Annotated in this window: 14 protein-coding genes and 1 pseudogene; 11 read left to right on the top strand and 4 right to left on the bottom strand. The window is 73.4% G+C overall.

Annotated elements, in window-relative coordinates; translation table 11 throughout:
• The first annotated feature begins 367 nt into the window (after positions 1-367).
• The 3 genes from ACGFYY_RS16160 to ACGFYY_RS16150 all read left to right on the top strand — a co-directional run bounded on the left by ACGFYY_RS16160 (position 368) and on the right by ACGFYY_RS16150 (position 4,484).
• A complete protein-coding gene (locus ACGFYY_RS16160; protein WP_393709852.1) occupies positions 368-892 on the top strand; it encodes a DUF402 domain-containing protein in 525 nt (174 codons plus the stop codon).
• A 420-nt stretch (positions 893-1,312) separates the two neighbouring features.
• A complete protein-coding gene (gene fxsT / locus ACGFYY_RS16155) occupies positions 1,313-3,772 on the top strand; it encodes an FxSxx-COOH system tetratricopeptide repeat protein (RefSeq protein WP_393709850.1) in 2,460 nt (819 codons plus the stop codon).
• Positions 3,773-3,980: 208 nt separating this feature from the next.
• On the top strand, positions 3,981-4,484 hold the full coding sequence (locus ACGFYY_RS16150) for a hypothetical protein (RefSeq protein ID WP_393709848.1): 504 nt from the start codon (positions 3,981-3,983) through the stop codon (positions 4,482-4,484).
• A gap of 121 nt (positions 4,485-4,605) precedes the next feature.
• On the opposite strand, the pseudogene ACGFYY_RS16145 reads toward ACGFYY_RS16150, so the two are convergent.
• From ACGFYY_RS16145 to ACGFYY_RS16130, 4 genes and pseudogenes are all read right to left on the bottom strand, one after another.
• Positions 4,606-4,813: pseudogene (locus ACGFYY_RS16145) on the bottom strand (transposase); the annotation flags it as partial.
• 130 nt (positions 4,814-4,943) lie between these two features.
• Positions 4,944-5,441, bottom strand: a complete 498-nt coding sequence (locus ACGFYY_RS16140; protein WP_393709846.1) for a YfbM family protein — start codon at positions 5,439-5,441, stop codon at positions 4,944-4,946.
• 168 nt (positions 5,442-5,609) lie between these two features.
• A complete protein-coding gene (locus ACGFYY_RS16135) occupies positions 5,610-6,206 on the bottom strand; it encodes a hypothetical protein (protein WP_393709844.1) in 597 nt (198 codons plus the stop codon).
• Positions 6,206-7,852: a helix-turn-helix domain-containing protein gene (locus ACGFYY_RS16130; RefSeq protein WP_393709842.1), complete on the bottom strand. Its 1,647-nt coding sequence runs from the start codon at positions 7,850-7,852 to the stop codon at positions 6,206-6,208. Before ACGFYY_RS16130 ends, ACGFYY_RS16135 begins: the two co-directional genes overlap by 1 nt.
• Positions 7,853-8,094: 242 nt before the next feature.
• Between ACGFYY_RS16130 and ACGFYY_RS16125 the strand changes: the two genes are divergently transcribed.
• From ACGFYY_RS16125 to ACGFYY_RS16090, 8 genes are all read left to right on the top strand, one after another.
• A complete protein-coding gene (locus ACGFYY_RS16125; RefSeq protein WP_393709840.1) occupies positions 8,095-8,538 on the top strand; it encodes a hypothetical protein in 444 nt (147 codons plus the stop codon).
• Positions 8,539-9,155: 617 nt separating this feature from the next.
• On the top strand, positions 9,156-10,508 hold the full coding sequence (locus tag ACGFYY_RS16120; protein WP_393709838.1) for an MFS transporter: 1,353 nt from the start codon (positions 9,156-9,158) through the stop codon (positions 10,506-10,508).
• A 64-nt stretch (positions 10,509-10,572) separates the two neighbouring features.
• The gene (locus tag ACGFYY_RS16115; RefSeq protein WP_393709836.1) at positions 10,573-11,880 is read left to right on the top strand and encodes a condensation domain-containing protein; all 1,308 of its coding nucleotides are present in this window, start codon (positions 10,573-10,575) and stop codon (positions 11,878-11,880) included.
• 214 nt (positions 11,881-12,094) lie between these two features.
• Positions 12,095-15,283 (top strand): amino acid adenylation domain-containing protein, encoded by a 3,189-nt coding sequence (locus tag ACGFYY_RS16110; RefSeq protein ID WP_393709834.1) that lies wholly within the window; start codon positions 12,095-12,097, stop codon positions 15,281-15,283.
• Positions 15,283-17,289, top strand: coding sequence for a non-ribosomal peptide synthetase (locus tag ACGFYY_RS16105; RefSeq protein ID WP_393709832.1), 2,007 nt, complete (start codon positions 15,283-15,285; stop codon positions 17,287-17,289). Before ACGFYY_RS16110 ends, ACGFYY_RS16105 begins: the two co-directional genes overlap by 1 nt.
• A gap of 1 nt (position 17,290) precedes the next feature.
• Positions 17,291-19,219 (top strand): non-ribosomal peptide synthetase, encoded by a 1,929-nt coding sequence (locus tag ACGFYY_RS16100; protein WP_393709830.1) that lies wholly within the window; start codon positions 17,291-17,293, stop codon positions 19,217-19,219.
• Positions 19,209-22,325 carry a condensation domain-containing protein gene (locus ACGFYY_RS16095; protein WP_393709828.1) on the top strand — a complete coding sequence of 1,039 codons (3,117 nt, stop codon included), beginning with the start codon at positions 19,209-19,211 and terminating at the stop codon, positions 22,323-22,325. The genes ACGFYY_RS16100 and ACGFYY_RS16095 overlap by 11 nt, the downstream gene beginning before the upstream one ends.
• Positions 22,326-22,567: 242 nt before the next feature.
• A complete protein-coding gene (locus tag ACGFYY_RS16090; RefSeq protein ID WP_365280063.1) occupies positions 22,568-22,867 on the top strand; it encodes a DUF6342 family protein in 300 nt (99 codons plus the stop codon).
• Positions 22,868-23,347: the final 480 nt, after the last annotated feature.

Below are 23,347 nucleotides of genomic sequence, written 5' to 3'. Positions count from 1 at the left end.
TGTAAAAGGACAGAGGGGAGCCCCAACTTGGTGCGGTGAAGTGGGGTTCTCACACTGACGCGGGGAGCTGGCGGCGCTCAACAGACAGGTTGAACGTCGAACAACACCAGAGGCTGTGACTGGCGCGGATGAACGCAGCGCAGGCTGCTGACCTGCGACGTCAGCGCTTGCCGGGCAGTTGTCGGCCGAGGGACACCGCCGGTCGGCACGATTGCACAGAGTCCTCTCTCCTGCTGGCCTGAGTCGACTGCCGGCTTCGCCCGCGTGAGCCCGACCGCGTCGACCACGAGCTCGTACGCGTCGCGCGGTTGTGGCGCGCGGTTGTGGCGCGGGCACCCTGGCGGCCTCGTCGGGTTAGCGTCTTGGGATGGTCGAAGAAGGCGCTTCCGTGGTGGTCGACGTCCGGAAGTACGACGGCAGTCTGAGCGCGCGGTGGACTGCCGTCCGGCTGGGCGAGGACGAACACGGCATGTGGTTGGGCACGGCGCAGGGTGTTCCCGTCAGTTCTTCGACGGGTGAGGAGCCGAGCCGGTTCGCGTTCGTGATGTTGGTCCCGCGCGGTGGGTGGTGGACGGCCACGTTCAGTGCGGACCCGGGTCCGGAGGTGTATTGCGACGTGTGCACGGTTCCCGAATGGACCGCGGACGGGGCCGTCGTGAGCATGGTGGACCTCGATCTCGATGTCGTTCGACCTCGGGGTGGCGAGGTCCATGTCGAGGACGAGGATCAGTTCGCCGAACGGCGGATGCGCTATGGCTACCCCGACGGCGTTGTCGAGGCGGCCCGGCAGACCTGCGAGTGGTTGCTGAGCAGGGTCCGCCGCGAAGGCGACGGTGGTGGCGACGAACCCTTCGCCTCGACGTACCGCTACTGGCTCGGCCTCATCGGATAGGACCCGCATCAGCCACTCCCGCTCGGCTGTGCAACGCCCTGGTGGCCCGCCCGACCCCGACGCCAACCGCCACTGGCTCTACGGCCCCACCCAGAGCCTGTCCGCGGCGCGCCGCGAGTGCGCGGCGGCGTCGCCACGTCCTCCATGACACGCCCGGGCCCTCGCCGTGGGCCCCCAAGGTCCTCACCGCCAAGGCCGCGCAAGCGTCCGCGTCCGGCCGGTACCACGGACGGCGGACGGCGCCCTGACCTGCCCGGGCACGGAACACGCCGAGACCGCGATGCGTGCGCTCCCACCCGCGACCTTCCGTGGACGCGATCCAGGCGGGAGCATTCCGGTGACGGTGGACGGGGGTGGCGGACCATGAGGCGTGGACGGGGTGCGTGGGCCGGGTCGGCGGTAGCGGGAGGGACCGCTTTGGTGGCGGCCGTGCTGGGGCCGGTGACCAACTACGCCAGTGAAGCGGTGCCCGGCTGGGCAGCACAGGCGTGGGTGATCTGGCCGGTCTTCGCCGTGCTGGTGGCGGTCAGCATCGGGCTGTTGCTGTGGGGCCGGCATCTGGATGCGGCAGCAGGGCCCCCGGCGCGGCCGGCACCGGTGAGCCGACCGGCCCGCGGCCGGCAGGCTTCGTTACGCCCCCCGCATGTTCAGCGCGTGCGGGGGCGTGAGGGAGAACTCGCCGTGCTGGCAGGCATGCTTCGGCGGCCACAAGGCCGGTTCGCGGTGCTGTGCGCGGTCGGCGGGATGGGCAAGACAACGGTGGCCGCGCAACTGGCCACCCAGGCCGAGGCGGCGGGCTGGCGAGTGTTCTGGGTGCGTTGGCGCGACGGCGCCGAGCTGACGCAGCAGATGGTGCAGGCGGCGCTGGCCTGCGGCCTGCCGGAGGCAGAGCTGGAGGCCGCGCGAGCGGGGCAGGCGAGCCTGCCGGATGTGGTGTGGCGACAGTTGGGCCGGGTGCGGCGGTGGCTGCTGGTGGTGGACAACGCCGACGAGCCGCACGAGATCGGCCCGGCAGGGGAGCCGGTGGCCGACTACCGGGGCTGGATCCGTCCTCACGGCCGGGGCCTGCTGGTGGTGACCAGCCGGGACGGCAGCGAGCAGACCTGGGGCCCGTGCGCACGGCTGCTGCCGCTGGAGCCGTTGCCGGTGCCGGCTGCGGGGCAGGTCCTGCTGGACGCCGCTCCCGCAGCCGGCACCGCCGAGCGGGCCCGGGAGCTGGCGGCGCGACTGGGCGGGCTGCCACTGGCGTTGCACGCGGCAGGCAGCTATCTGGCCGAACCCACCAGCCGCTACCGCACCTTTGCCGCCTACCACCAGGCCCTGGAACAGGAACTGCGGTCCTTGTTGGGAGCGGCCCACCCGAATGCCTCCCATCCGCAGGTCGCCCGCGCCGTGGTGCGGCACACCTGGGAGGTGTCCTTGGACCAGCTCGCCGCGGAGGGCGACGCTGTGGCCCGACCATTGTTACGACTGCTGGCCCTGCTGACTCAGGCCCCCGTCCCCCTGTACCTGATCACCCCGGACCTGCTGTCCGTCGTCACCGGACACGACGTCGACGCGCCGGCCCTGGAAGCCGCGTTCGCCGGCCTGCACCGTTACGGTCTCCTCGGCCTGCCCCCCTCTCCCGGCAGCACCGGCCCGGCTCCGGGCAGCAGCGAGGGGACGCAGGTGGCGCTGCATCCCCTGATCCGAGAGATCAACGCTGTGGCCCTCACGGCCGAGACCTCCGATCTCGCCGTGTGGCACCGGGCCCTTGCCGAGCGGCTGACCACGGCCGTGCATGAGGCCGACCAGCGCGGGCGCGCCGGTTGGCCGGCAGCCGTGCTCCTCGCCCCGCACGTGCCGCTGCTGCTCGACTACGCGGACCCGCGCACCGCCACGGACCACCACGCCACCCTCGACGCCCTGGCGCAGGTGCTGCAGAGTGCCGGCGCTTTCGGTGCGGCGCGCCTGCTGCATGAACGGGTCCTCGACGTCGAGACCCGCGTGCTGGGCCCCGAACATCCCGATACCTTGACCAGCCGCAACGACCTGGGCAACGCCTTGTTCGGAATGGGAGAGCCGGCCGAGGCGATACGCCTGCTGCGGCAGACCCTGGACGACCGCGCCCGCGTTCTGGGCCCCGTGCACACCGATACGTTGACCAGCCGCAATGATCTCGCATGCGCTTTGGACGGGACGGGTGAGCATGCCGAAGCGGTGGGTCTGCTGCGGCAGACCCTCGACGACCGTACCCGTGTCCTGGGCCCTGATCATCCGCATACCCTGGCCGTCCGGGACAGCCTCGGTCTCGCCCTGGACGGGATGGGCGAGCACGCACAAGCAGTACGCATGCACCGGCGCACCCTTGACGACCGCATCCGTGTCCTGGGCCCCGAGCACCACCTCACCCTGCTCAGCCGCCACAACCTCGCCGGCGCCCTGACCAGGGCAGGTGAGCAGACGGAAGCGATACAGCTGCTGCGGCAGGCGCTCAACGACCACGCCCGCATCCTGGGCGACGAGCATCCGCACACGCTGGCGAGCCGGGACAGCCTCGGTCTCGCCCTGGACGGGATGGGCGAGCACGCACAAGCGGCGCGAACGCACCGGCAGACCCTGGAGGACCGCACCCGCATCCTGGGCCCCGAGCACCCGGACACCCTTTCCAGTCGCCACAACCTCGCTCTCGCTTTGACCAGCGCAGGTGAGCAGGCCGAGGCGATAGACCTGCTGCGCCGAACCCTCGATGACCGCCTCCGCATCCTGGGCGACGAGCACACGCACACCTTGCGCACCCGCAACGCGCTGGATACGGCGCTGGCCATGTCCACCCGACGGCCTCCGAGCCGGTGGTGGCACGGGCTGCGACGCGGGAACGCCGCAGCCGGTGGGGGTTGAGGAGGCCAGTCCTCCTGCGATGGGCCGGCCGTGTCCGGGCCGTGTCCGCGGGTTAGGCCGGACCGCCCCGATGCGAGGACGTAGGCACCGTTCCCTCGGACGGTCAAGCCCCGAGATCGAGGGTCGTGCCCCACCCGTGCGGGGTGGGGCCTACTGGAACCACGAACCGCAGCTCAGGGCGGACGGGCACGCACAGCAGGAGGCAGCCGTGGCGATGGTAGGACTGTTCTGGATCACCGAGGACTCGGTGTACGTGGGTTCCCCGCCGAACGCGGAGGGACACTGCGCCCATATCAGCTCCGAAGGGGTACGGGCGCGCGGCCCGGACGGCGTCCGAGCGTGGCCGTGGGCGAGCCTGCGCTCCGCGGGCGTGGAGGCCGCTCCCGTGGAGGGCCCGACCAGGGGTGCGGGCCGCTTCCTGGCGGCTGTGCTGGAAGCGGTGGTCACGCTGGGGTCGAGCTACGACGGCGAGGGTCCGCCACAGATGTTCCTGGTCCTGGAGACGCGGGACGGTACGGAGGAGGTGCAGGTGTCGGCAGCGACCTGGGGCTACACCTCCCAGGAGATCGCCCTGTCCCAGGGCCTGCTGACCCGCTTCCGGGAGGGCACGGCAGACCCCCGCACCCTCATGACCTGGAGCCGGGACCACGGCGATGACACACCGAAACCGTCCGAGCGCGAAGCCCTCCTACGGGCCTGGGCACAGGCCTGAGCCGGATCGGGCGAGCTCGCTCGCACCGTAGCGGGAGGCGGGGGTACCTCCCACTCCCCCGCGCCCTGAACCGGGGTTCGGGGGTGGGACCGGCTCGCCGGGATCGGCTGGGGCCAGGGAGGCGTCCTGGGGGCAGGAAGCGGGCGGCGATCCGGGCGAAGAGGTAGAAGACGCGCAGGAGCCGGCGGTGGTTGGCGGTGTGGTCGGCGCATGTTGCCGCTGATGCGACCGCAGTCCCGTGGGACCGGTGCGAGACCGGCGACGCCGGCGAACCGGCTCGCGCTGCCGAAGGCAGCCAGGTCGCCGCCGGTGCAGGCGATGACCTGGGCCGCAGCCGTGCTCTTGCGGGTCACGGCGGTGTGCTGGGCCTCGGCCGCGGCGACGGCAGCATCGGCCATGGCCTGGGCGCTCCGGGGCGTACTCGAGATGGCCCTGCGGGAAAGGAACGACCGGCTCGGCTCAGGAGATCCAGAGGAGCATCGCGTCGCCTTCCCGGGCCGCTGCGCGCAGGTACTCCGCGAGGTCGGCCCAGTGGGCGGCGACCCAGTCCGGTTCCTCGCCGCGTTCCCAGATGATCTGCGGGTAGACGTTCGCGGCGGCCAGATCGGCCGGGGTGACACCGTCGGTCAGGGTGTCGGGAGCGTGGGCCTCCAGGGCGTCCACCGCGGCGCGTACCCGGTCCGCGGTGAGGAGCCGGGGCGGGCCGTATCCCCAGTCCTCACCCTGCGGCCAGGGCATGTCCGCCTCTCCGAAGACCACGTCCACCGGGAAGCCGCGCCGGCTCAGCAGGAAGTCGAGGGCCTGCCATGCCTTGTCGGTCTCGTGCACCCGTGCGTCGGCGGCCGCGTCGTCGCGGTCGTACAGCGCGTACGCGTGTTCCGCCGCCCAGTCGGGGTCGTGCAATGCACGCTCGAGTTCGGCCGGGGTGAGACGGAGGTACTGCCCGATCATGCTCATGGACCACACCGTAGGAGGAGCCACTGACAGGACCACTGTGTCCGGCAGGGCGAACAGCCGGAACGGCCCGTTGCCGGTTCCCGCAGCGCGCGGGTGTGCGCGGCCGGGGAAGTGGGTCGGGCTCCGATGAGGTCCCGCTCGGCGGGCGGTGTGTGGATCAGGGTGGGATCAGGCTCCGATGCCGACGGAGGAGACGTAGGCGTAGGCGGCGTAGTCGGAGTCGAGGTCGGTGATGACGTCGTCCCAGATCTCGTCCACCATCGCCTCGTCGCGAGCCGCCCAGGCGTCGACCAGGTCCGACCAGATGTACCGGACCATGATGGACCGGTCGCTCAGGGGGCGGCTGTACTTGGCGTCGACGTGGCTCTGGTCGACCGGGTAGATCTCCATCCGGCGACCCCGGCCGTCGTTGTCGAGGTGCCGGACGAGCCAGCCGGAGCGGATCAGGTTCTCCCGCCGGCGCCACCAGTACGCCGCGTCGATCCGCTCCCTGGACGCCGCGGAGGGGGTGGCCTTGCCGCGCATCCAGGACCGCACCGTGCGGGCCGTGACGCCCTGTTCGGCCAGCGCCTCGCGGCCGGCGGGGCTGTCGAGGTAGCGCAGGCGGGCGGCCAGGCCTCGACGGGAGGTGACGGGCGAGACGATGCCGGAGGAGTGCACGATCCGGTTCAGCTCGACGATGAGGGCCTCGCCGCCCTTCACGCCGCGGGCGTCGTGGCGCTGCCACTCGCCCCAGCGGGCCCACAAATCCTCTGATCCCGCCATCAGCGCTTACCCCCGAGCATGTACGTCTGCTTCTCCTTCACCTGGTTCAGGTCGCGGCCCTCGGCGAAGACCGTCCGCCAGTCGCCGACGACGTGGAGCTCGTCCGTGCCGGAGATTTCCACGACCTGCAATCCGGCCTTGTGGATCTTATTCGCTTTCATCCACAGATTCGCGAACGCTTTCGCGCGCATGATGTGCATCCAGTCAGGACGGCGCATCTCACGATTCGCGGTGGACTCACCCAGGGTGGAAACCAGCTTGGAGTACATGGATTTCACGTAGTTGACGGTCAGTTCGTCGCCCTCGGCGAGAGCGGTTTTGCGCACCTCGGCCAGCGCCCGGCGGAGTTTCTCCAGGAGGACTTCGGTGCCGCCGGAGACGAGGGAACGGTGAAGGGTGGGGGCATCGGCGAGGCCGTCGCGGGCGCAGTCGAGGAGGAGGCGGAGGGTGGATTCGGTCACCCACAGCTCCCCCGGCTCCATCCGGTTGCCCAGCGGGTCGGGCAGGTCGGTGTGCTCCCACTCGGCGGGGGTGATGAGGTGGACGCCCGCCTTCTTCCGGTCGTGGACGCCGCTGGTGTCCTCGCGGAGTTGGCCGATCGGGAGCCAGCACTTGAATGCCGACAGGTAGGCGGCGTTCATGTCCAGGGCCGTCACCTCGAACTCCGCGCCCTTCTTCGCCGCCTGGAAGACGGTGCGATTACGCCACTTCGGACGACCCTCCCAGATCTCGTCCGCGCCCTTCTGGGAACGCTTGCGCAAGACGTCGGCGGTCGGGGGGAACTCCGAATGCTCGTACCGGCCGCCGACCCTCGATTCTTTGAAGTACTTCATGACGTCGGGGATCGCGGCCTTGATGAGCACGGCCTGCGCGGCCTCCAGGTCCCCCGAGCACTCTTCCAGGACCTCTTGCACCCGGCCCGTGATCTCGTCGACCAGCACCCCGGACGCGTACGCCCGCGGCCCCCGCGCGGCCGGCCCCGTCCGCGCCGGCGCCAACACAGGCTCGACCCCCGTCTCGGGCTCGGGCTCGACCCCCGGCTCGGGCTCGGGTGCGGGTGCGGGCGTGGGTGTGGGGGCTACGGGCTCAGCCGTGGCTCCCGCCGCGGGTTCCGGGGTGGGGGGCTCGGCAGGGAGCTGCTGCGGAACGGGTGCCACCGGGGCCGGGGTCGCGGCGGCGACGGCGGCCGCGCACTCCTCGGCGCTCAGATGCTGCGGGAACCCGTCGACCTCCTCGCTGCACGGCTGCCCGCACAGCACACAGGACATTGCGGGCGCGGCCGCCACCGGGTCGGGCGCGGATGGGGCGGGCTGCGGGGGCTGGGCGGGGAGTTGGACGGCCGGGAGAGAGAGCTGCGGGGCTCGGGGTGGGGCGGCGACGTCGAGGGGGCGCAGAGCGGGAATCGAGCCGTGCAGCACGCCGACGGCGTGGGTCGGGCCGGCGAGGAGGTCGAGGACGTGCAGACGGTAGTGGGCGGCCAGGCCGTCGACGTCCTCCAGCGACCAGTGCTGACGCCCCGCCTGTTTGCGGGAGACCTGGGCCTGCGACAGGCCCAGGGCCTCGGCGACGACGTTCTGACGCTCACCGGTACGCGCCATCAACGCGGCGACCGTGAGCCTCAACAGTTCTTCCGTACCCATCACCATGACGCAAGACTAGCCGATGAAATGCGAATATCGCATAGAAAATGCGCAATGCATCGCGGACTTGGGTGCTGTCGATCATGAGGGCACCACGCTCCGTCCGGGCGGTACGCGGGCTCACGCGTGCGCGGCAGCACCGGCCCCCGACCGCGGCACCTGCCCGGGGTGTACTCTGGCGAATGATTGAACGTGTTCATTTTTGAGACTGCCCGGGGCCTCCCGAGCAAGCCGGGGGGTGCGCAGTGGTGCGGAGGCTCACGAGCAGGCGGGCCCTGTACGTCGCGGGGTATGCGGCAGCAGCGCAGTACGCGGCCATCGGCATCGTACTGATCGCATTGTCCCTGGTCACCGAAGGCCTGCCGGTCGAGTCCAGCGACTGGCTGTACTCGCTGGTGTGGCTCGCCCTTCTCAGCGCCCTCCTGGGACTGGTCCAGGCCGTACTGTTCGCCACTCCGACCGCCTTGATCGGTGAAGCCCTGGCTCGGAAGCTGCCCGGCAGGCGCATTCTGTGGCACCTGGCACCCGTCCCCGTCCTGCCGCTCGTCCCGGCTGCCGTCGCCTACTGGTTCGACGGCGCGGCCTGGCAGTGGTGGGCCTGCCTGAGCCTGCTGGGCTGCGTCCCCGCGCTGGCGCTGGTGCGGGTTGGGGTCCACCCCGGCATCCACGCCTCGCACGCCCCGCTGCGGTAACCATGACCGCACGTGTCGGCGACCAGAAGCACGCGGTCTTCGAAGCGAAGCGTCCAAGGACGTCCAGGGCGTGCTACATGCGCACCTCGACGCCACAGGGCAGCGACCGGCGCGCGAGGCGCTGGTGAAGCGCACCGCCTCCTCACCCGGGGCGGCCGGCCGGAAGAACGGCTCCGCGTGCGCCCGGCGTCGGCGCGACCTCCGCGCGCGCAGGACCGCGGCCGGCGCCGACCGGGCGGGGCGGGACGCCCGGAGGTGCTGCGTGGCCCCGGCCGGGGTTCCCGCCGCGGGGCGGGACGTGGCTGCTGAGCGGCGCCGGCCGTCCGCATAGCGGACGGAATGGATGGCTCCGCGGGAGTGCGGCCGGGGGTGGGTCTTTTCGGCCAGGATGGAATCCGTTACTCAGGGTAAGTGGCGCCGCTCGACGGCTCGTTGCACCCCGGTCCCCCCTTGCCCCGTCCACCCCACGCCGCATACGCAACCAACCGGAATTAACGCGGCCGCATCCCGGTTGGTACGCAAAATTTCCCGATCTGTGACCGCAATGCAGCAAAACAAGTCCGAAAGCGACAGGTTTACTTTGACTGTTGAGCGATGGGTCCGTGAATGTCGTTCACATGTCCGACACATCCCGAGCCACCCCCGGTGGCCCTCTGCGCCTGCGCGACTTCCGACTGCTACTCGCGGGAGCCGCCACCGGACAGCTCGGTGCACAAGTGACCCTGGTGGCACTGCCGCTGGTGGCCGTCCTCGAACTCGACGCTCCCGCCTTCCAGGTGGGCCTCCTGACCGCCGCTGAGACCGCCGCCTTCCTGCTCGTGGGCCTGCCCGCCGGAGCGCTCACCGACCGGATGCGCAAGCGTCCCCTGATGATCCGCGCGGACCTGCTGCGCGCCGTGGCCATGGCCGGCATCCCCGCTGCCGCCCTCGTCGACGCCCTGACCATGGCCCAGCTCTACGTGGTCGCTCTCGTGACCGGCGTGGCCACCGTGTTCTTCGACGTCGCGCACCAGAGCTACCTCCCGCAGATCCTGCCCCGCGACCAGCTCGTGGCCGGCAACGGCGCCCTGGAGACGGTCCGTTCCACCGCCCACGTGACCGGTCCCGGGATCGGCGGCGGACTCGTCCAGCTCGTCGGGGCGCAGTTCGCGGTCATCGTCGACGCCGTCGGCTACCTGCTCTCCGCCCTCTTCCTCCAGCGCGTCGGGCGGACCGAGGAAGCACCCGAGCCCGCGGCCGCGGGAGCCTCCCTGCGCAAGGAGATCGGCGAGGGCGTCCGCTTCGTCTTCGGCCATCCGCTGCTCCGCGTCATCGCCCTGACGACCGGCCTCGCCAACTTCTGCACGGCCGTCCTCATGGCGACCCAGACCGTGCACCTCGTCCGTGTCGTCGGACTGCGGGCCGGCGGGCTCGGACTGGTGCTGTCCGCGTCGGCCGTGGGAGGTCTCCTGGGCGCCGTGTGCGCCGGACGCCTCGCGGCCGGCCTGGGGCAGGCCCGGGTCATGCTCCTGTCCGTTCTCGTGACCGGCCCGTTCGCGCTGCTGTGGCCCCTGTCCGGGCACGGGCTGCTCGGAGCCGTCCTGTTCGCCGCCGGATCGGCGGTCGTCTCCTTCGGCGCGGTCGTCTACAACGTCACCCAGGTCAGCTTCCGCCAGGGCATGTGCCCGCCGCGGCTGCTCGGCCGGATGAACGCCACCCTGCGCTTCCTCATGTGGGGCACCCTGCCGCTGGGCGCCCTCCTCGGCGGAGCCCTCGCCCAGTCCTACGGATCGCGCACGGCCCTCGCCTGGTGCGCCGTCGGCATCCTCGCCGTACCCCTGCCGCTGCTGTTCTCCCCGCTGCGCCGCATGCGGGACCTGCCCGGACCGCACGACGACGGGGACGCCGGCGCCGAACCCGGGGGACCGCGCGCCACCGCCACCGCCACCGCCGACGGTGACGAACGTCCCACCCCCGCGCCCACCCCCTGACCGCTCCGTCCGCAGGGGCCGCGCCACCCGTCCGCGCGACTGCGGCAACGACGAAGAGGACCACGTGCTCAGCATCACGAGTCAGTACCTCGCCCGCTACCGGCGCCTCACCGGCGACCGGTCCGACACCGTACTACCGGTCACCGGAGCGCAGCGCCGCTTCCTGCTGGTGCGTTCGCTGGACCCGTCCGGACGCCCCGACCTGGTGCCGATGTTCTTCGCGTTCCCGTACGGAACCGTCGACCCCGAACGCCTGCGGGCAGCGGCGTCCAGGCTCGCCGCACGGCACACGGCCCTGCGCTCACGGCCCGCCGTCACCCGCGGCACACCCGTCCTGCGCGTCGCCGACCCGGACGTCGACCTGGCGCGCCCGGCCCTCCTGCCGGGCGAGTCGGCCGCCGACGCGCTGCGTCGCGCGCTGGACTCCTGGGACGGCCAGGGTCCCCCCTTGAGGCTCTTCCTCGTACGCGACGAGGAGCACGAGGAGGAGATCCTCGCCGTCGCCCTGGACCACGCCGTCTGCGACGGCCGCTCCCTGGCGCGGATCGTCGACGAACTCGGCGCCTCCTACAGCGAGGAGGCCATCGGTTCCCCCGTCGCACCGGCGGAGACGGACGCCGAACTCATGGCCTACCGCGTCGCGGTCCTGAGCCAACTCGCCGCCGAGGAAAGGGCGGATACGCCCGAGGCGGCCGCCTACTGGGCCGGCCGACTGCGCGCGCTGCGGGTCCACGCCCCGGCGCGCGTCCCGGCCCGCGTCCCCGAGGGCGCCCGGCCCAGCGGCGCCGCGCAGGCCCGGCTGCCCGCGCACGACGGCGGCGTGTCCTTCCCCGCACTGCTCGACGCCTGCCGCTCCGCGGCCCGCGAACTGTACGGCCCCGGCCGCACGGTCCCGCTGGGCTACCCCTGGGGCGGCCGGCCCCCGGGCGCGGAGCCGGTCGTCGGCTGCTTCCTGAACACGCTCGTCTTCCCGGCCGACACCGGGCAGGCGGAGGGACCGGGCAGCGGCACCGACCGGGAGGCGACGGCCGACGCCTGGTGGGACGACCTCGACCGGGCCGACGTACCGTTCGACGCCGTCGTGACCGCCGCGCGGGCCGCCGGCTCGGCCTGGACCGGAGGGCTCGACGGACTGCTCACCGTGGACGACGACAGCCGTCGTCCGCCGCTCGTACTGGCCGGTGTCGAGGGCCGGGAGGTCCATGTCGACGGCAGACCCGTCCGCGGCCCCTTCGCCGTCTCCGTCACCCAGGGGGCGGAGATCCGCCTGCGGATGGTGTGGGACCGGGCCGTGCTCGACGACGAGAGCGCGCACCGCGCGTTCGACGCGCTCACCCACGCGCTGCGCCCCTCGGAGCGCCCCATGCGGTGACCGCGCCACGCCGCCGCCCCCAGGCGTTGCCGACCCACGGACGCCGCGGCGAGGCGACCCGGCCTCCCGCGCCACCGCGTACCCCACGACTTCCCCCCATGGCATCCCCCCACGCAGAAAGCGGCACCGCGCGACCCGCGACGCCGTCCGCACGACCGCCGGACACGACCGTGACCCGGCACCGGTCACCGACCCACAACCTCAGGGATCGCCCATGCTTCCCCTCTCCTCCTCGCAGGAGATCGTCTGGCTGCACGAGCAGATGCAGCCCGGCAGTCGCGCCTACAACTTCACCGCCTCACTGGACCTGTGGGGCACGCTCGACACCGACGCGTTGCGCCTGGGTCTCGAAGCCACCCTCGCCCGCCACCCCGGCCTGCGGCTCGAACTCGTCGCCTCCGCCGGTTCCGTACCGGCGCAGCGGGTCGCCCGAGCGTGTGCGCCGAGGCTGCGCACGACCGACCTCGGCACGGAAGCGGATCCCGAGGCGGCCTTCGCGCGCCTCCTGCGCACCGAGGCCGAGACACCGCTCGACACGTTCGAGGCGCCGCTGATCCGCTGGACGCTCGTGCGCCTGGCCGAGCGCCACCACCGGCTGATCCACGTCGAGCACCACCTGATCCACGACGGGCACTCCTTCGCGATCCTGCTCGACGACGTCTTCCGCGTCTACCGCGCCCACGTCCTCGGCGAGACCCTCCAGCTCCCGCCCGCCTCCTCGTACGCGGACCACGTCCAGGAGCGCGCCGAGGCCGCGTACGCCCCCGGATCCCTCGACTTCTGGCGGGCCGAACTGCGCGACCAGCAGCACGACCTGCCGCTGCCCGGCCTGACCCGCCCCGGTGCCCGCCGCAAGCACCACGGCGGACAGCTGCGCCAGACGATCGGCGCCGATCTCGCCGAACGCCTGCGCGGGCACGCCCGTTCACGCGGTCTCACCCCCTTCTCCACGCTCCTGGGGCTGTTCGCCGAGCTCCTGCGCCGGCACAGCGGCCGCTCCCGGATGGTCATCGGCACCGCCGTCGGCAACCGCCCCCTCGGCTACGAGGACGCCGTGGGCATGTTCGTCAACACCATCCCGCTGCCGCTCGTCCTGGACGGCGCGGCACCCGCCCAGGACACCATGGACGAGGTCACCGACACCCTCATCCGGGCGCTTCCGCACCAGGACGTACCGGTCCAGGAGCTGACCCGGGCCCTGGGCATGCACACCTCCGGCGCCGACAACCCCCTCTTCTCGGTCATGTTCAGCGCCCACGACGCGCCGCTGCCCGAGATCGACGTACCCGGCCTCGACATCACCCTCTTCGAGGGCTTCAACACCGGCACCACCCGCTTCGACCTCGACGTGGTCCTGCTCCCGGACGACCGGCGCGGCGTCACCACGCGCCACGGCTCGCCCGGTATGACCCTGGTCTGGGACTACGACATGGACCTGTTCGGCGAGGACGTCGCCCGCTTGCTGTCCGGCCGCTTCCTGGACCTGCTGCGCGCCTACCTCGAGAGCCCCGAGACCCCGCTGGCCGACCTGGATCCCACCGTCGTCGAGCCGGCCGCCGAGCCCGTGCCCGTCCCCGCCGACCGTGATCCGCTGGATCCCGTCGCCGGGCGGCACCCGTCACAGCCGGCGCTGCTGTGCGGCGCCCGCCGGCTCACCTACGGCGAACTGGACGAGCGCGTAGGCTCCCTCGCCGAGCGGCTGCGCACCGCCGGCGTCACGCCCGGCCGTCCGGTGGCCGTCGTACTGCCCCGGGGCACCGACTCCCTCGTCGCCCTGCTCGCGTGCCTGCGGACCGGCGCCGTCTACTGCCCGCTCTCCCCGTCCGATCCGCCGGCCCGGCTCGGCCTGCTGCTGGAGCGGCTCGCCCCGGCGCTGGTCCTCACCGGTGACGGCACCCCGGCCCTGCCGCAAGGACTGCCGACCGCCCGGATCGACGCCCCGGTCCTGCCCCCGGCCCACGGAACCACCGAACTCCCCGGTACCGCGTACGTCATCCACACCTCCGGCTCCACCGGCACGCCCAAGCCGGTCGCCGTCGGCCACGCGGCGCTGGTGCACCACCTGACGGCGACCGCCGACCGCTTCGGCCTCACCACCTCGGACCGGGTGCTGATGTTCGCCCAGCCGTCCTTCGACGTCGCGCTCGAAGAGGTGCTGCCGGCCCTGTACGCCGGTGCGTGCCTGGTCCTGCCCGAGTACGAGGTGCCCACGGGCGCGGAGCTCGCCGAGGCGCTGGTGTCCGCCCGGGTCACCGTCGCCAACCTGCCCACCAGCTACTTCCTCGCCACCCGCGAGGACCTCCGCCCCGTACTGCGGGACGAGAGCTGGGCGCCCCGGCTCGTCGTCCTCGGCGGGGAGCGCCTCCCCGTCGAGGCACTGCGCGGCGTCCTCGCCGACACCGACGCCACCGTGCTCAACGTGTACGGCGTCACGGAGGCGGCCATCAGCTCGACCGTCCACGAGGTCTCCCGCGACGCCCTCGCCGCGGGCGCCGAGATCCCCCTGGGCACCGAGCTCCCGGGCGAGCGGATCCACGTCCTCGACGCCCACCACCGTCCTCTGCCGTCCGGCGCGGTCGGTGAACTCGCCGTCGCCGGCCCCGGTCTCGCCGAGGGCTACGCGGGCAACGCGGAGGCGACGGCCGCCCGGTTCGTCACCCTCGACGCGGCCGGCGGACAGCGCGTCTACCTCACCGGCGACCTCGGATACCGCGGCCTCGACGGCCTGCTCCACTTCCTCGGGCGCCGCGACAACCAGATCAAGCTGCGCGGCCACCGCATCGAGCTGGAGGAGATCGAGGCGGCCGCGTCCGCGGTCCTGGGCGGTCGGTCCTGCGCCGTCGTACTGGACCGGGAGGGCTCCGGCGGGCCCCGGCTCGTCGGGTTCCTCGAAGCCGGGGCCGACGACGCGGACTTCGACGAGAAGGCGCTGCACGCCGAGCTGAGCGGCCGGCTGCCCGGCCCCCTCGTGCCCGCCCGCTGGGTACGGCTGGACGTCATGCCGACCCTCGCCGGCGGCAAGCCCGACCGTACGGCTCTGTCCCGGTGTGCGGCGGCGCTCGACGCCGACACGGCTGCCGGGCCCGGCACCGGCACCGAAGGCGCCCCCGGCGCCCGGACCGACGCCGACCCCGAGCCCGAGCCCGCGGCCACCACCGGGTCCGACGACCCCATGACGGCGCTGCTCACCGAAGGCTGGCGCGAGGTCCTCGGCCACAGCCGTTTCGACGCCCGCTCCCACTTCTTCCACAGCGGGGGCCACTCCCTGCTGGCCGCCGAGCTGGCCGCCTGGCTCGAGCCCCGGCTGGGAACCCGGCCGCCGCTGCGGATCCTCTTCCGCAACCCCGTGCTCGCCGACCAGGCCGATGCCCTCGCCACCACCGCCCCCTCCACGGAGTCGTGATGATCCAGTCCCCGGCCGCGCCCGCCGCCCCCGCCCTGCCCCTCGACCCCGCCCTCGACCCCGCCCACGGCACCGCCCGCGCCACCGGCGTCGACTCCGCCCCCGCCGGCTCCGCGCCGAGCGTCGCCCACGGCCCCTGCGCCGAACCGACCCGGGTCCTCGCCCGCTTCGAGGACTGGGCCCGGAACACCCCGCAGGCCCCGGCCGTGATCGACGGCACGCGGATCTGGACCTACCGGGACCTCGACGCGGCGGCCGCGCTGGTCGCCGCCGACCTGGCGGACCGGGTCCGGCCCGGCGACCTCGTCGGCGTCTGCCTCGACCGGTCCACCGCCCTGGTGGTGACCGCCGTCGCGCTCGCCCGGCTCGGCGCCGTCTACCTGCCCCTCGGCCCCCGGCCCGGCGAACGCCGTATCCAGGCCGTCACCGAGGACCTCGACGTCGCCTGCCTCATCGGCGACCCCGGTGTGCTGCCCGAGGAGCACCGCGGCGGGCAACACCTCCCGCTCGCGCTGCCCACGGACGGAGTCAACGCCCCCGCCGTCGCCGTGGCGGCCGTCGCGGACTCCGTCCCCGGCACCCGGCGCGCCCCCGAAGGCGCCCTGTACGCCGTCCTCACCTCCGGTTCCACCGGCCGCCCCAAGGCGGTCGCCGTGGCCGAGTCCTCGCTCTCCGTCGCCCTCGACTGGTACCGCTCCGAGACCGGCCTCGCCCCCGGCGACCGCCAGTCCCTGCTCATCGGCGTCGCGTTCGACCCGCACCTGCTGGAACTGTGGGCGGCCCTCACCTCCGGCGCCGCCCTCGTCCCCGCACCGGACGACACCCGCTGGGACAGCCGCGTCCTCACCGACTGGTGGCGCGACACCGCCCTCACCCACGCCGTGGCGGCCACCCCCACCGTCGAGCCGCTCCTGGACCGCCCGTGGCCGCAGGACCTGAAGCTGCGGCATCTCGTCGTCGGCGGCGACCGCATGCGCCGCCGCCCCGGAGCCGATGTCACCGCCACCGTCCACAACGCCTACGGCCCCGCGGAAGCCACCGTCGTCACCACCACCCACACCATGCGCGGCACCGATCCGGAGGCCGGGGACCGGACCCCGCCGCCCATCGGCACCGCGCTGCCGGGCGTCACCCTCGTCGTCACGGACGAAGAGGGCCGCCCCGTCGCCCGCGGGCAGGAGGGCGAACTGCGCGTCGGAGGCCACTGCCTGGCACTGGGGTATCTCGACCCCGAGCTCACCGCACGCCGGTTCACCGCGCCGGTGCCGGACGCGGAGCTGACCGCCGTCGAGCGGCTCTACCGCACCGGCGACCGGGTACGGATGAACACCGACGGCAGCCTGGACTTCCTCGGCCGCCTCGACGACCAGGTGAAGATCAGCGGAGTCCGGATCGAACCGGCCGAGGTGGAGGCCGCCTTCGAGCAGGATCCCCGGGTACGCACCGCTGTCGTCACCGTCCTGCGCGACAGCTCCGGCCACGGCCGCCTCGTCGCCCACGTACGGCCCACCGACGGCGCCGAACCCGCGGCCGGGGACCTCCTCGACGCGGTCCGGTCCTGGCTCCCCGAGCAGGCCGTTCCCACCGCCGTACGGATCGTCGACGGCTTCCCGCTCGACGCCAACGGCAAGGTGGACCGCCTCGCCCTGGCGGCTCGGTCCCAGGCGGCTCGGGCCCAGGCGCCGCAATCGCCCCTGGCCGCCGCTTCGGGCGATCCCGCCGAGGCCGCGGCCGGCACCGGTGCGGACGCGGTCGTTGCCGTCACCGCCGCCGAACGGCTCGTGCTGACGACGGTGCGCGACCTCCTCGGCCGGCCCGACACCGGTCTCGGCGACCACTTCACCGACGCCGGCGGCACCTCCGTGGTCGCCGCACGGCTGCTGGCGACCGTCGAACGCGAGACGGGAGTGCGCCTGCGCGCGCCCGAGCTGCTGCGCAGCACGGACCTGCGCGCCTTCGCCGCCCTCCTCGACCAGCGCCTGACCGCGCGCCCGGAAGGAACCTGACATGACCACCGTCACCCCGCTGCCCGCCGACCCGGCGCGCGGCACCCCCGTGCCGCCGCCGGCCGCGGCCGTCGGCGCGCCCGTCCGGCCGTCGGCGCCGGCCACCGCCCTGCCCGCGCTCGTCGCGCGGCACGCCGAACGCACCCCCGACGCCCTCGCCGTGGTCGACGGCGACACCACCCTCACCTACGGTCGTCTCCTCGGCGCCGGCCGCGCCCTCGCGGCGTACCTGCGCGAGCACGGGGTCGAGCGCGGCGACCGGGTGGCGCTCCTGACGGCGCGGTCGTCCCGCACGATCGTCGCGCAGCTCGGCCTGTGGCTGGCCGGTGCCGTCTGCGTACCGCTCGATCCCGCCCAGCCGCGCCCGCGCACCGAGGCGATGATCGCCGACGCGGAGGTGACGCTCACCGTCGGCGACGCGAAGCTGCTGGACGCGGCGACCCTGCCCGGCCCCGTCCTCGCCCTGCCCGAGGCTCCGCTGACGACCGGTCGGCCGCTCGACGCGTCCGACGCCGACAGCCCGGCCTTCATCATGTTCACCTCCGGTTCCACCGGTCGCCCCAAGGGCGTCCTCGTGCCGCACGGGGCCATCGCCGAGCTGGTCACGGCACCGGACTACGTCACCGTCTCCGGCCGCGACCGCGTCCTGTTCCACTCCCCGATGACCTTCGACGCCTCGACGTTCGAAGTCTGGGTCGCGCTCGCCAACGGCGCGGCCGTCGTCGTCTGCACCGAGCAGCGGCCCTCCCTGGAGGACCTGGCCCGGCACGTGGAGCGGCACGGCGTGACCGTGGCGTTCTTCACCACGGCCCTCTTCCACCAGTTGGCCGCCCGCCGTTCCCGCGTCTTCGCCCAGCTCCGCTCGGTCGTCGTGGGCGGCGAGGCGATGGCCGCCGCACAAGCCCGCGAGGTGCTCACCGCCTTCCCCTGGCTGGAACTCGTCAACGGTTACGGGCCCACCGAGACGACCACCTTCGCGACCGCCCACCGGGTCACCGCACGGGACTGCGAGGGGCCCGTCCCGATCGGCCGGCCCATGGCCGGGGCCACGGCGCACGTCCTGGACGCCCACGGTCACCCGGTGGACGACGGCGACCGGGGCGAACTGTGGATCGGCGGCAGCCGGCTCGCCCACGGGTACACGGGCCTGCCCGAACTCACCGCCGAGCGGTTCGTCGAGCGGGCCGCCACCGGGCGGCTCTACCGTACGGGCGACATCGTCTCCCTCCGGACCGACGGCATCCTCCAGTTCCACGGCCGCAACGACGACCAGGTCAAGGTGCGCGGCTTCCGCATCGAACCCGCCGAGGTCGAACACGCCCTGCGCGAGCAGCCGGACGTGGACGACGCCGCCGTCACCGTCGACGGCGCCGGCACCCCCGAGGCGCGCCTCGTCGCGTTCGTCGTCGCCGCGCCCGGGCACGTCCCGCACGGCACGGCGCTGCGCGAGCGGCTCACCGCCGTCCTGCCGGGCCATCTCGTCCCCGACACGGTCACCTTGCTGGGGCGTCTGCCCCTCACCCCGGCCGGCAAGGTCGACCGGCGTGCCCTCTCCGGGCGGGCGCACGCCACCGAGGGCCGGTCCGCCGACGCGCCGGCGGTCCGGATGACACCACTGGAACAGGCCGTCGCCGAGGTGTGGAGCCAGGCACTGGGCATCGAGGTCACCCGCGCCGACACCGAGTTCCTCCTCGTCGGCGGCCACTCCCTCCTCGCCCTCGCCGTCACCGACGACCTCCGCGAGGAGCTCGGAGTGGAACTCTCCCTCGCCGACTTCTTCGCCGCCCCGACCGTCGCCGCGCAGGCCGCACTGGTCGAACGCCTGCTGATGGCCGCGCACGAAGACCTCCACCCCGAAGACCTCCATCCCGAAGACGTCCACCCCGAGGACCCCCACCCCGAGACCCCGGAGCACAGCGATGTCCACTGACACCGACTCCGCGGCCCGCAACCGCGAGGAACAGCTCCAGCAGGAGCTGCTGCGCCGGGCCCGCGCCGGGAAAGCCCGGCGGACGACGGACGGGCCCACCGGCGCCGCGGGCGCCGTCGACGACGGTCGGGCACCGCAGGACACCGCCGCATCCGCAACCGCCGCCCGGCCGGCCGCGGGCGTCGTCCCCCTGTCCCGCGCCCAGCGGCGCATGTGGCTGATGGAACGGCTCGGCGGAGCGGGCGACTCGTATCACGTACCGTTCGCCACCCGGGTGCGCGGCCCGTTCGACGTGTCCGCCCTCGCCACCGCCCTCACCCGGCTGGTGGCCCGGCACGCCATCCTGCGCACCCGCTACACGGAGCGCGACGGCGAGCCTTACCAGGAGGTCCTCCCGACGCCACGGACGATCCCCGTACACGTCGTCGACACCGACCCGGCGAACGCCCCGGGGCTGCTGCGGCGCGAGACGGCCCGGCCGTTCGACCTCGCCGCGGGCGACGCCGTACGGGCGCTGGTCCTGCGCCACGGCCCGCGTAACCACACCGTGCTGCTGACGTTCCACCACATCGCCGTGGACGGGGCCTCGCTGGAGACCGTGGCCGACGAACTCGCCGTCCTCTACGCGGAAGCCACCGACGGGAACGGCCCCACCACACTGCCCGCACCGCCCCAGTACGCCGACCACGCGCGCCGCGAGCACGAGGACCTGCCTGGCTTCGCGGCGGAACTGGACCGCTGGAGCGACCTGCTGGCCGACGCCGTCCCGCCGCGCCTGCCCCGGCCCGCGGCGGCGGCGCCGCGGTCGTCCGTACGTCCCGGAGCCGCGCGCGGCGTGCCGCTGGAGCCCGCCGTGCCCGACGCCCTGCGGGCGCTGGGTGCACAGCGGCAGGCCACCCTCTTCGCGGTATCGCTCACCGCGGCCTTCGCCGCACTGCACCGCCTCACCGGCGACGACGACCTCGTCATCGGCGTGGCGGGCACCCACCGCAGCGGAACCGCCATGCGCGGTCTGGTCGGCCTGTGCGTCAACACCCTGCCCGTACGGGTCGACGCCTCCGGCGACCCGACCTTCGCCCAGCTGCTGCGGCGCGTGCGCGACGCACTCCTCGAGGCCCAGCGCCATCGGCACGTCCCCTTCGACCTGGTCCTCGAACGCCTTGGCGCCGGAGCCCGCGGCGCGGACGGCACCGCGCTGGTCCGCGTCACCTCCGACGTCCTCGGCGAGCCGACCGTCCTGCGGCTGCCGGGTACGTCGGCCGAGTACGTCGACGTACCCTCCGACGGCGCGAAGTTCACCCTGTCCTACGGCCTGGTACCCGGCGACGGGGCAGTACAGCCCCGGGCGCTGGTCCAGTACGACCCGAACGCGCTGGACGACGGCGTGGCGGAAGCGGCCCTGAGGGACTACGCCGACCTGCTCCACGCGGTCGCGGCCGACCCGGAACGCGCTCTGAGCACGCTCGCGCTTCCCGGCCCGGTCGAGAGCGCCTGCGGTGCACGGGCCGGAGCCGGCACGGAGGGCGCCCGCGGCGGCGACCAGGAGGGCGCCGTTGCGGAGGGCGCCGGGGACGGAGCGGTTCCGGCAGGCGACCGGCGGGACGCGCCGGAAGGCGACCGCCACCCCGCCGCGCAGGCCCTGCGTGCCCACCCGGGCGTCGCCGACGCCACCGTGGTCCGGCCCGACCAGGGACCGCCCCTGGCCTACGCCGTCCTCCACGACAGCGTCGGCACGTCGGGCCACGAACTGCTGGGCCTGCTGCGCCGCTCGCTCGCACCCGAGGCCGTGCCCGCCTCGGTCACGCTCCTCGACGCGCTGCCCCGCACGACCGCCGGCCCGCTCGACCACGCCCGGCTCCCCGGACTGCCCGAGCCGTCCGCGCCGTCCGCGCCGTCCGCGCCGGGCGCCCCCACGGGCCCCACCGGCCCCACGGCCGATGCCGTCACGGAGACCTTCACCGAGGTCCTCGGCATCGCGCCGTCGCCGGACGACGACTTCTTCGCCCTCGGCGGCCATTCGCTGAAGGCCGTTCAGCTCGCCGAGCGGCTGCGTACGGACCTCGGACTGCCGCTCACCGGCCTCGACGTGCTCCAGGCCCGCACACCGCGGGCCCTGACCGCACTCCTCGACGAACGGGCGGCGCTGCAGAGCGCCGCGAAGACCGCGAGCAGGCCGGCTCCGCGCTCCCGCGACGTCCGCCCGGGCACGGTGCTGGTGACCGGCGCGACCGGTGGCGTGGGCGCGTTCGTCGTACGTGAACTCGTCGCGCAGGGCCGCCCCGTGCTCGCGCTGGCCCGGCCCGAGTCCGCCCATCTGATCGCCACCGAGGGCGTCGACGTCATCGAGGGCGACCTCTCCGACCTGGCCGGACTGCGGGACGCCGTGGCGCGGGCGGACGCGGTCGTCCACGCCGCCTGCACCTTCACCCGGCACGACATCGACAGGGCGGCGATGGAGACGATGGTCGACGCCTGGCGGCGCGGCCCCTTCGTCTTCGTCAGCAGCGTCGACGCCTACGGTCATCCCGCCACGGACCGGGTCGCCGAGGAGGCACCGTCCCACGAGCCCGTGAGCCCGTACGGCAGGACGAAGCTCGACTGCGAGGCCATGCTGCTGCGTGCCGCGGGCACCGAGGGGCGTGGTGGTGCGAGCGCCGTACGCTCACCGATCGTCTGGGGCGCGCACGACCGGCTGCGCGAACAGCTGCGCTGGGGCGCCATCGGCACGCTCTACCAGGCCGCCCGCCAGGGCCACCCGATCGACCTGCCGTGTCCCGGCACCGACGGCCACGACTGGTACGGAGCCGCCTGGGTACACGCCGCCGCCCTGGCCCGTGCGGTGGTCGCATGCCTGGACCGGCCCGTGCACGGGGTCGCCAACGCGTGCAGCGGCCACGTGTCCTGGCACGATCTGGCGCAGGACCTCACGGAACTGCTCGGCACCGGGGCGCGGTCCCGCACCACCGAAGCGGTGGCCCAGGACCTCGATCACCGCTGGCACTACGACAGCGCACGCCTGGCCCGTCCGCTCCGCCCCCGCCCGGGGGAGGAGCGGCGGACCGTGCTGGCAGAGATGATCGGCGCCATGGCTCCCGAGAACGCCTGACCCGCCGGCTGCGCCCACTCGACTGCGAGCAGCAGCGGCCTCACCTGTCACTGCTATATCCGGACGTTTCAGCCCTTGAGCGGTCTGAACGCTGTTTCAAGACCGTTTCGGCAGAAATCCAGTCATGCGCAGAACTCCGAGTGACGGCATATGCACTGTCCGCATAGATTCGGCCGCAGTTCGGGGCGCTCCACAGCGGCCCGAGCCGAAGACCCATTCACGGATCTGAAGGGGGACGTCACATGGCTGACATCGATCTCGGAGTGGCGACGGACTGGGAAGAGGGGGACACCCACGGCCGCGTCAAGCTACGGCAGAACCAGGTCTACCCCAACTCGCCCAAGAAGGACGTGCTCATCAGCTCCCCCGTGAGCATCGAGCTGTCCGTGAACTCGAACCTCTCCAGCTCGCAGGAGGCGGACAAGATCTACTTCACGACCCACCACGGCTCGACGAAGAAGATCATCGCGGTGCTCGACTCCGACGGAAACCTGCACATCGCCGGACGCCTGATCACCGAACAGAAGGACCTCCGCTACTAGACCCCCGAGACAGGAGGCGAGGCCGCGCCCCCAGATGAGCCGGCCCGCCTCCCACCCGCACAACACAAGGGCCCGCACGACCTCAGACCGGTCGCGCGGGCCCTTCTGGCGTCCGGAGATCAGGCGCGGGCATGCACGCCGAGCATGGGGCACCCAGTCGTCGAGGGCGCCCCGGATGTCCTCGCACAACCCGTCGACACCCGCTGGGCAGTCGAAGCGAGACGCTCCCTGCTCGCCGGGCGGGCGAGGCTGTGGGGCGCGGCGGAGGCCGGGGGCTTCGCCGTCAGCTCGCCGACGTGGACCGCGGGACATACGACCGGCGGCTGCCCGAGGACTGGCCGCCAGTCGTGCGGCACAACTCCGAACGGGCTGCCGCACTGGCCGAGCCGGTGCGCCGCAGCGCTCAGGCCCGATCTGCCACGGACTCGTCGGCCACTTAGTGACGACGCCGCTATCGGTGACCCGCCTCACCGAAGTCCG

It is taken from the genome of Streptomyces sp. NPDC048331, assembly GCF_043201215.1.
Lineage (GTDB): Bacteria > Actinomycetota > Actinomycetes > Streptomycetales > Streptomycetaceae > Streptomyces.
This window is presented reverse-complemented; position numbering and strand designations above follow the sequence as displayed.

Coding starts and splice junctions, on each gene's coding strand:
- ACGFYY_RS16160 (WP_393709852.1), top strand. CDS start 368: ATGGTCGAAGAAGGCGCTTCCGTGGTGGTCGACGTCCGGAAGTACGAC.
- ACGFYY_RS16140 (WP_393709846.1), bottom strand. CDS start 5,441: ATGAGCATGATCGGGCAGTACCTCCGTCTCACCCCGGCCGAACTCGAG.
- ACGFYY_RS16135 (WP_393709844.1), bottom strand. CDS start 6,206: ATGGCGGGATCAGAGGATTTGTGGGCCCGCTGGGGCGAGTGGCAGCGC.
- ACGFYY_RS16130 (WP_393709842.1), bottom strand. CDS start 7,852: ATGGTGATGGGTACGGAAGAACTGTTGAGGCTCACGGTCGCCGCGTTG.
- ACGFYY_RS16120 (WP_393709838.1), top strand. CDS start 9,156: ATGTCCGACACATCCCGAGCCACCCCCGGTGGCCCTCTGCGCCTGCGC.
- ACGFYY_RS16110 (WP_393709834.1), top strand. CDS start 12,095: ATGCTTCCCCTCTCCTCCTCGCAGGAGATCGTCTGGCTGCACGAGCAG.
- ACGFYY_RS16105 (WP_393709832.1), top strand. CDS start 15,283: ATGATCCAGTCCCCGGCCGCGCCCGCCGCCCCCGCCCTGCCCCTCGAC.
- ACGFYY_RS16100 (WP_393709830.1), top strand. CDS start 17,291: ATGACCACCGTCACCCCGCTGCCCGCCGACCCGGCGCGCGGCACCCCC.
- ACGFYY_RS16095 (WP_393709828.1), top strand. CDS start 19,209: ATGTCCACTGACACCGACTCCGCGGCCCGCAACCGCGAGGAACAGCTC.
- ACGFYY_RS16090 (WP_365280063.1), top strand. CDS start 22,568: ATGGCTGACATCGATCTCGGAGTGGCGACGGACTGGGAAGAGGGGGAC.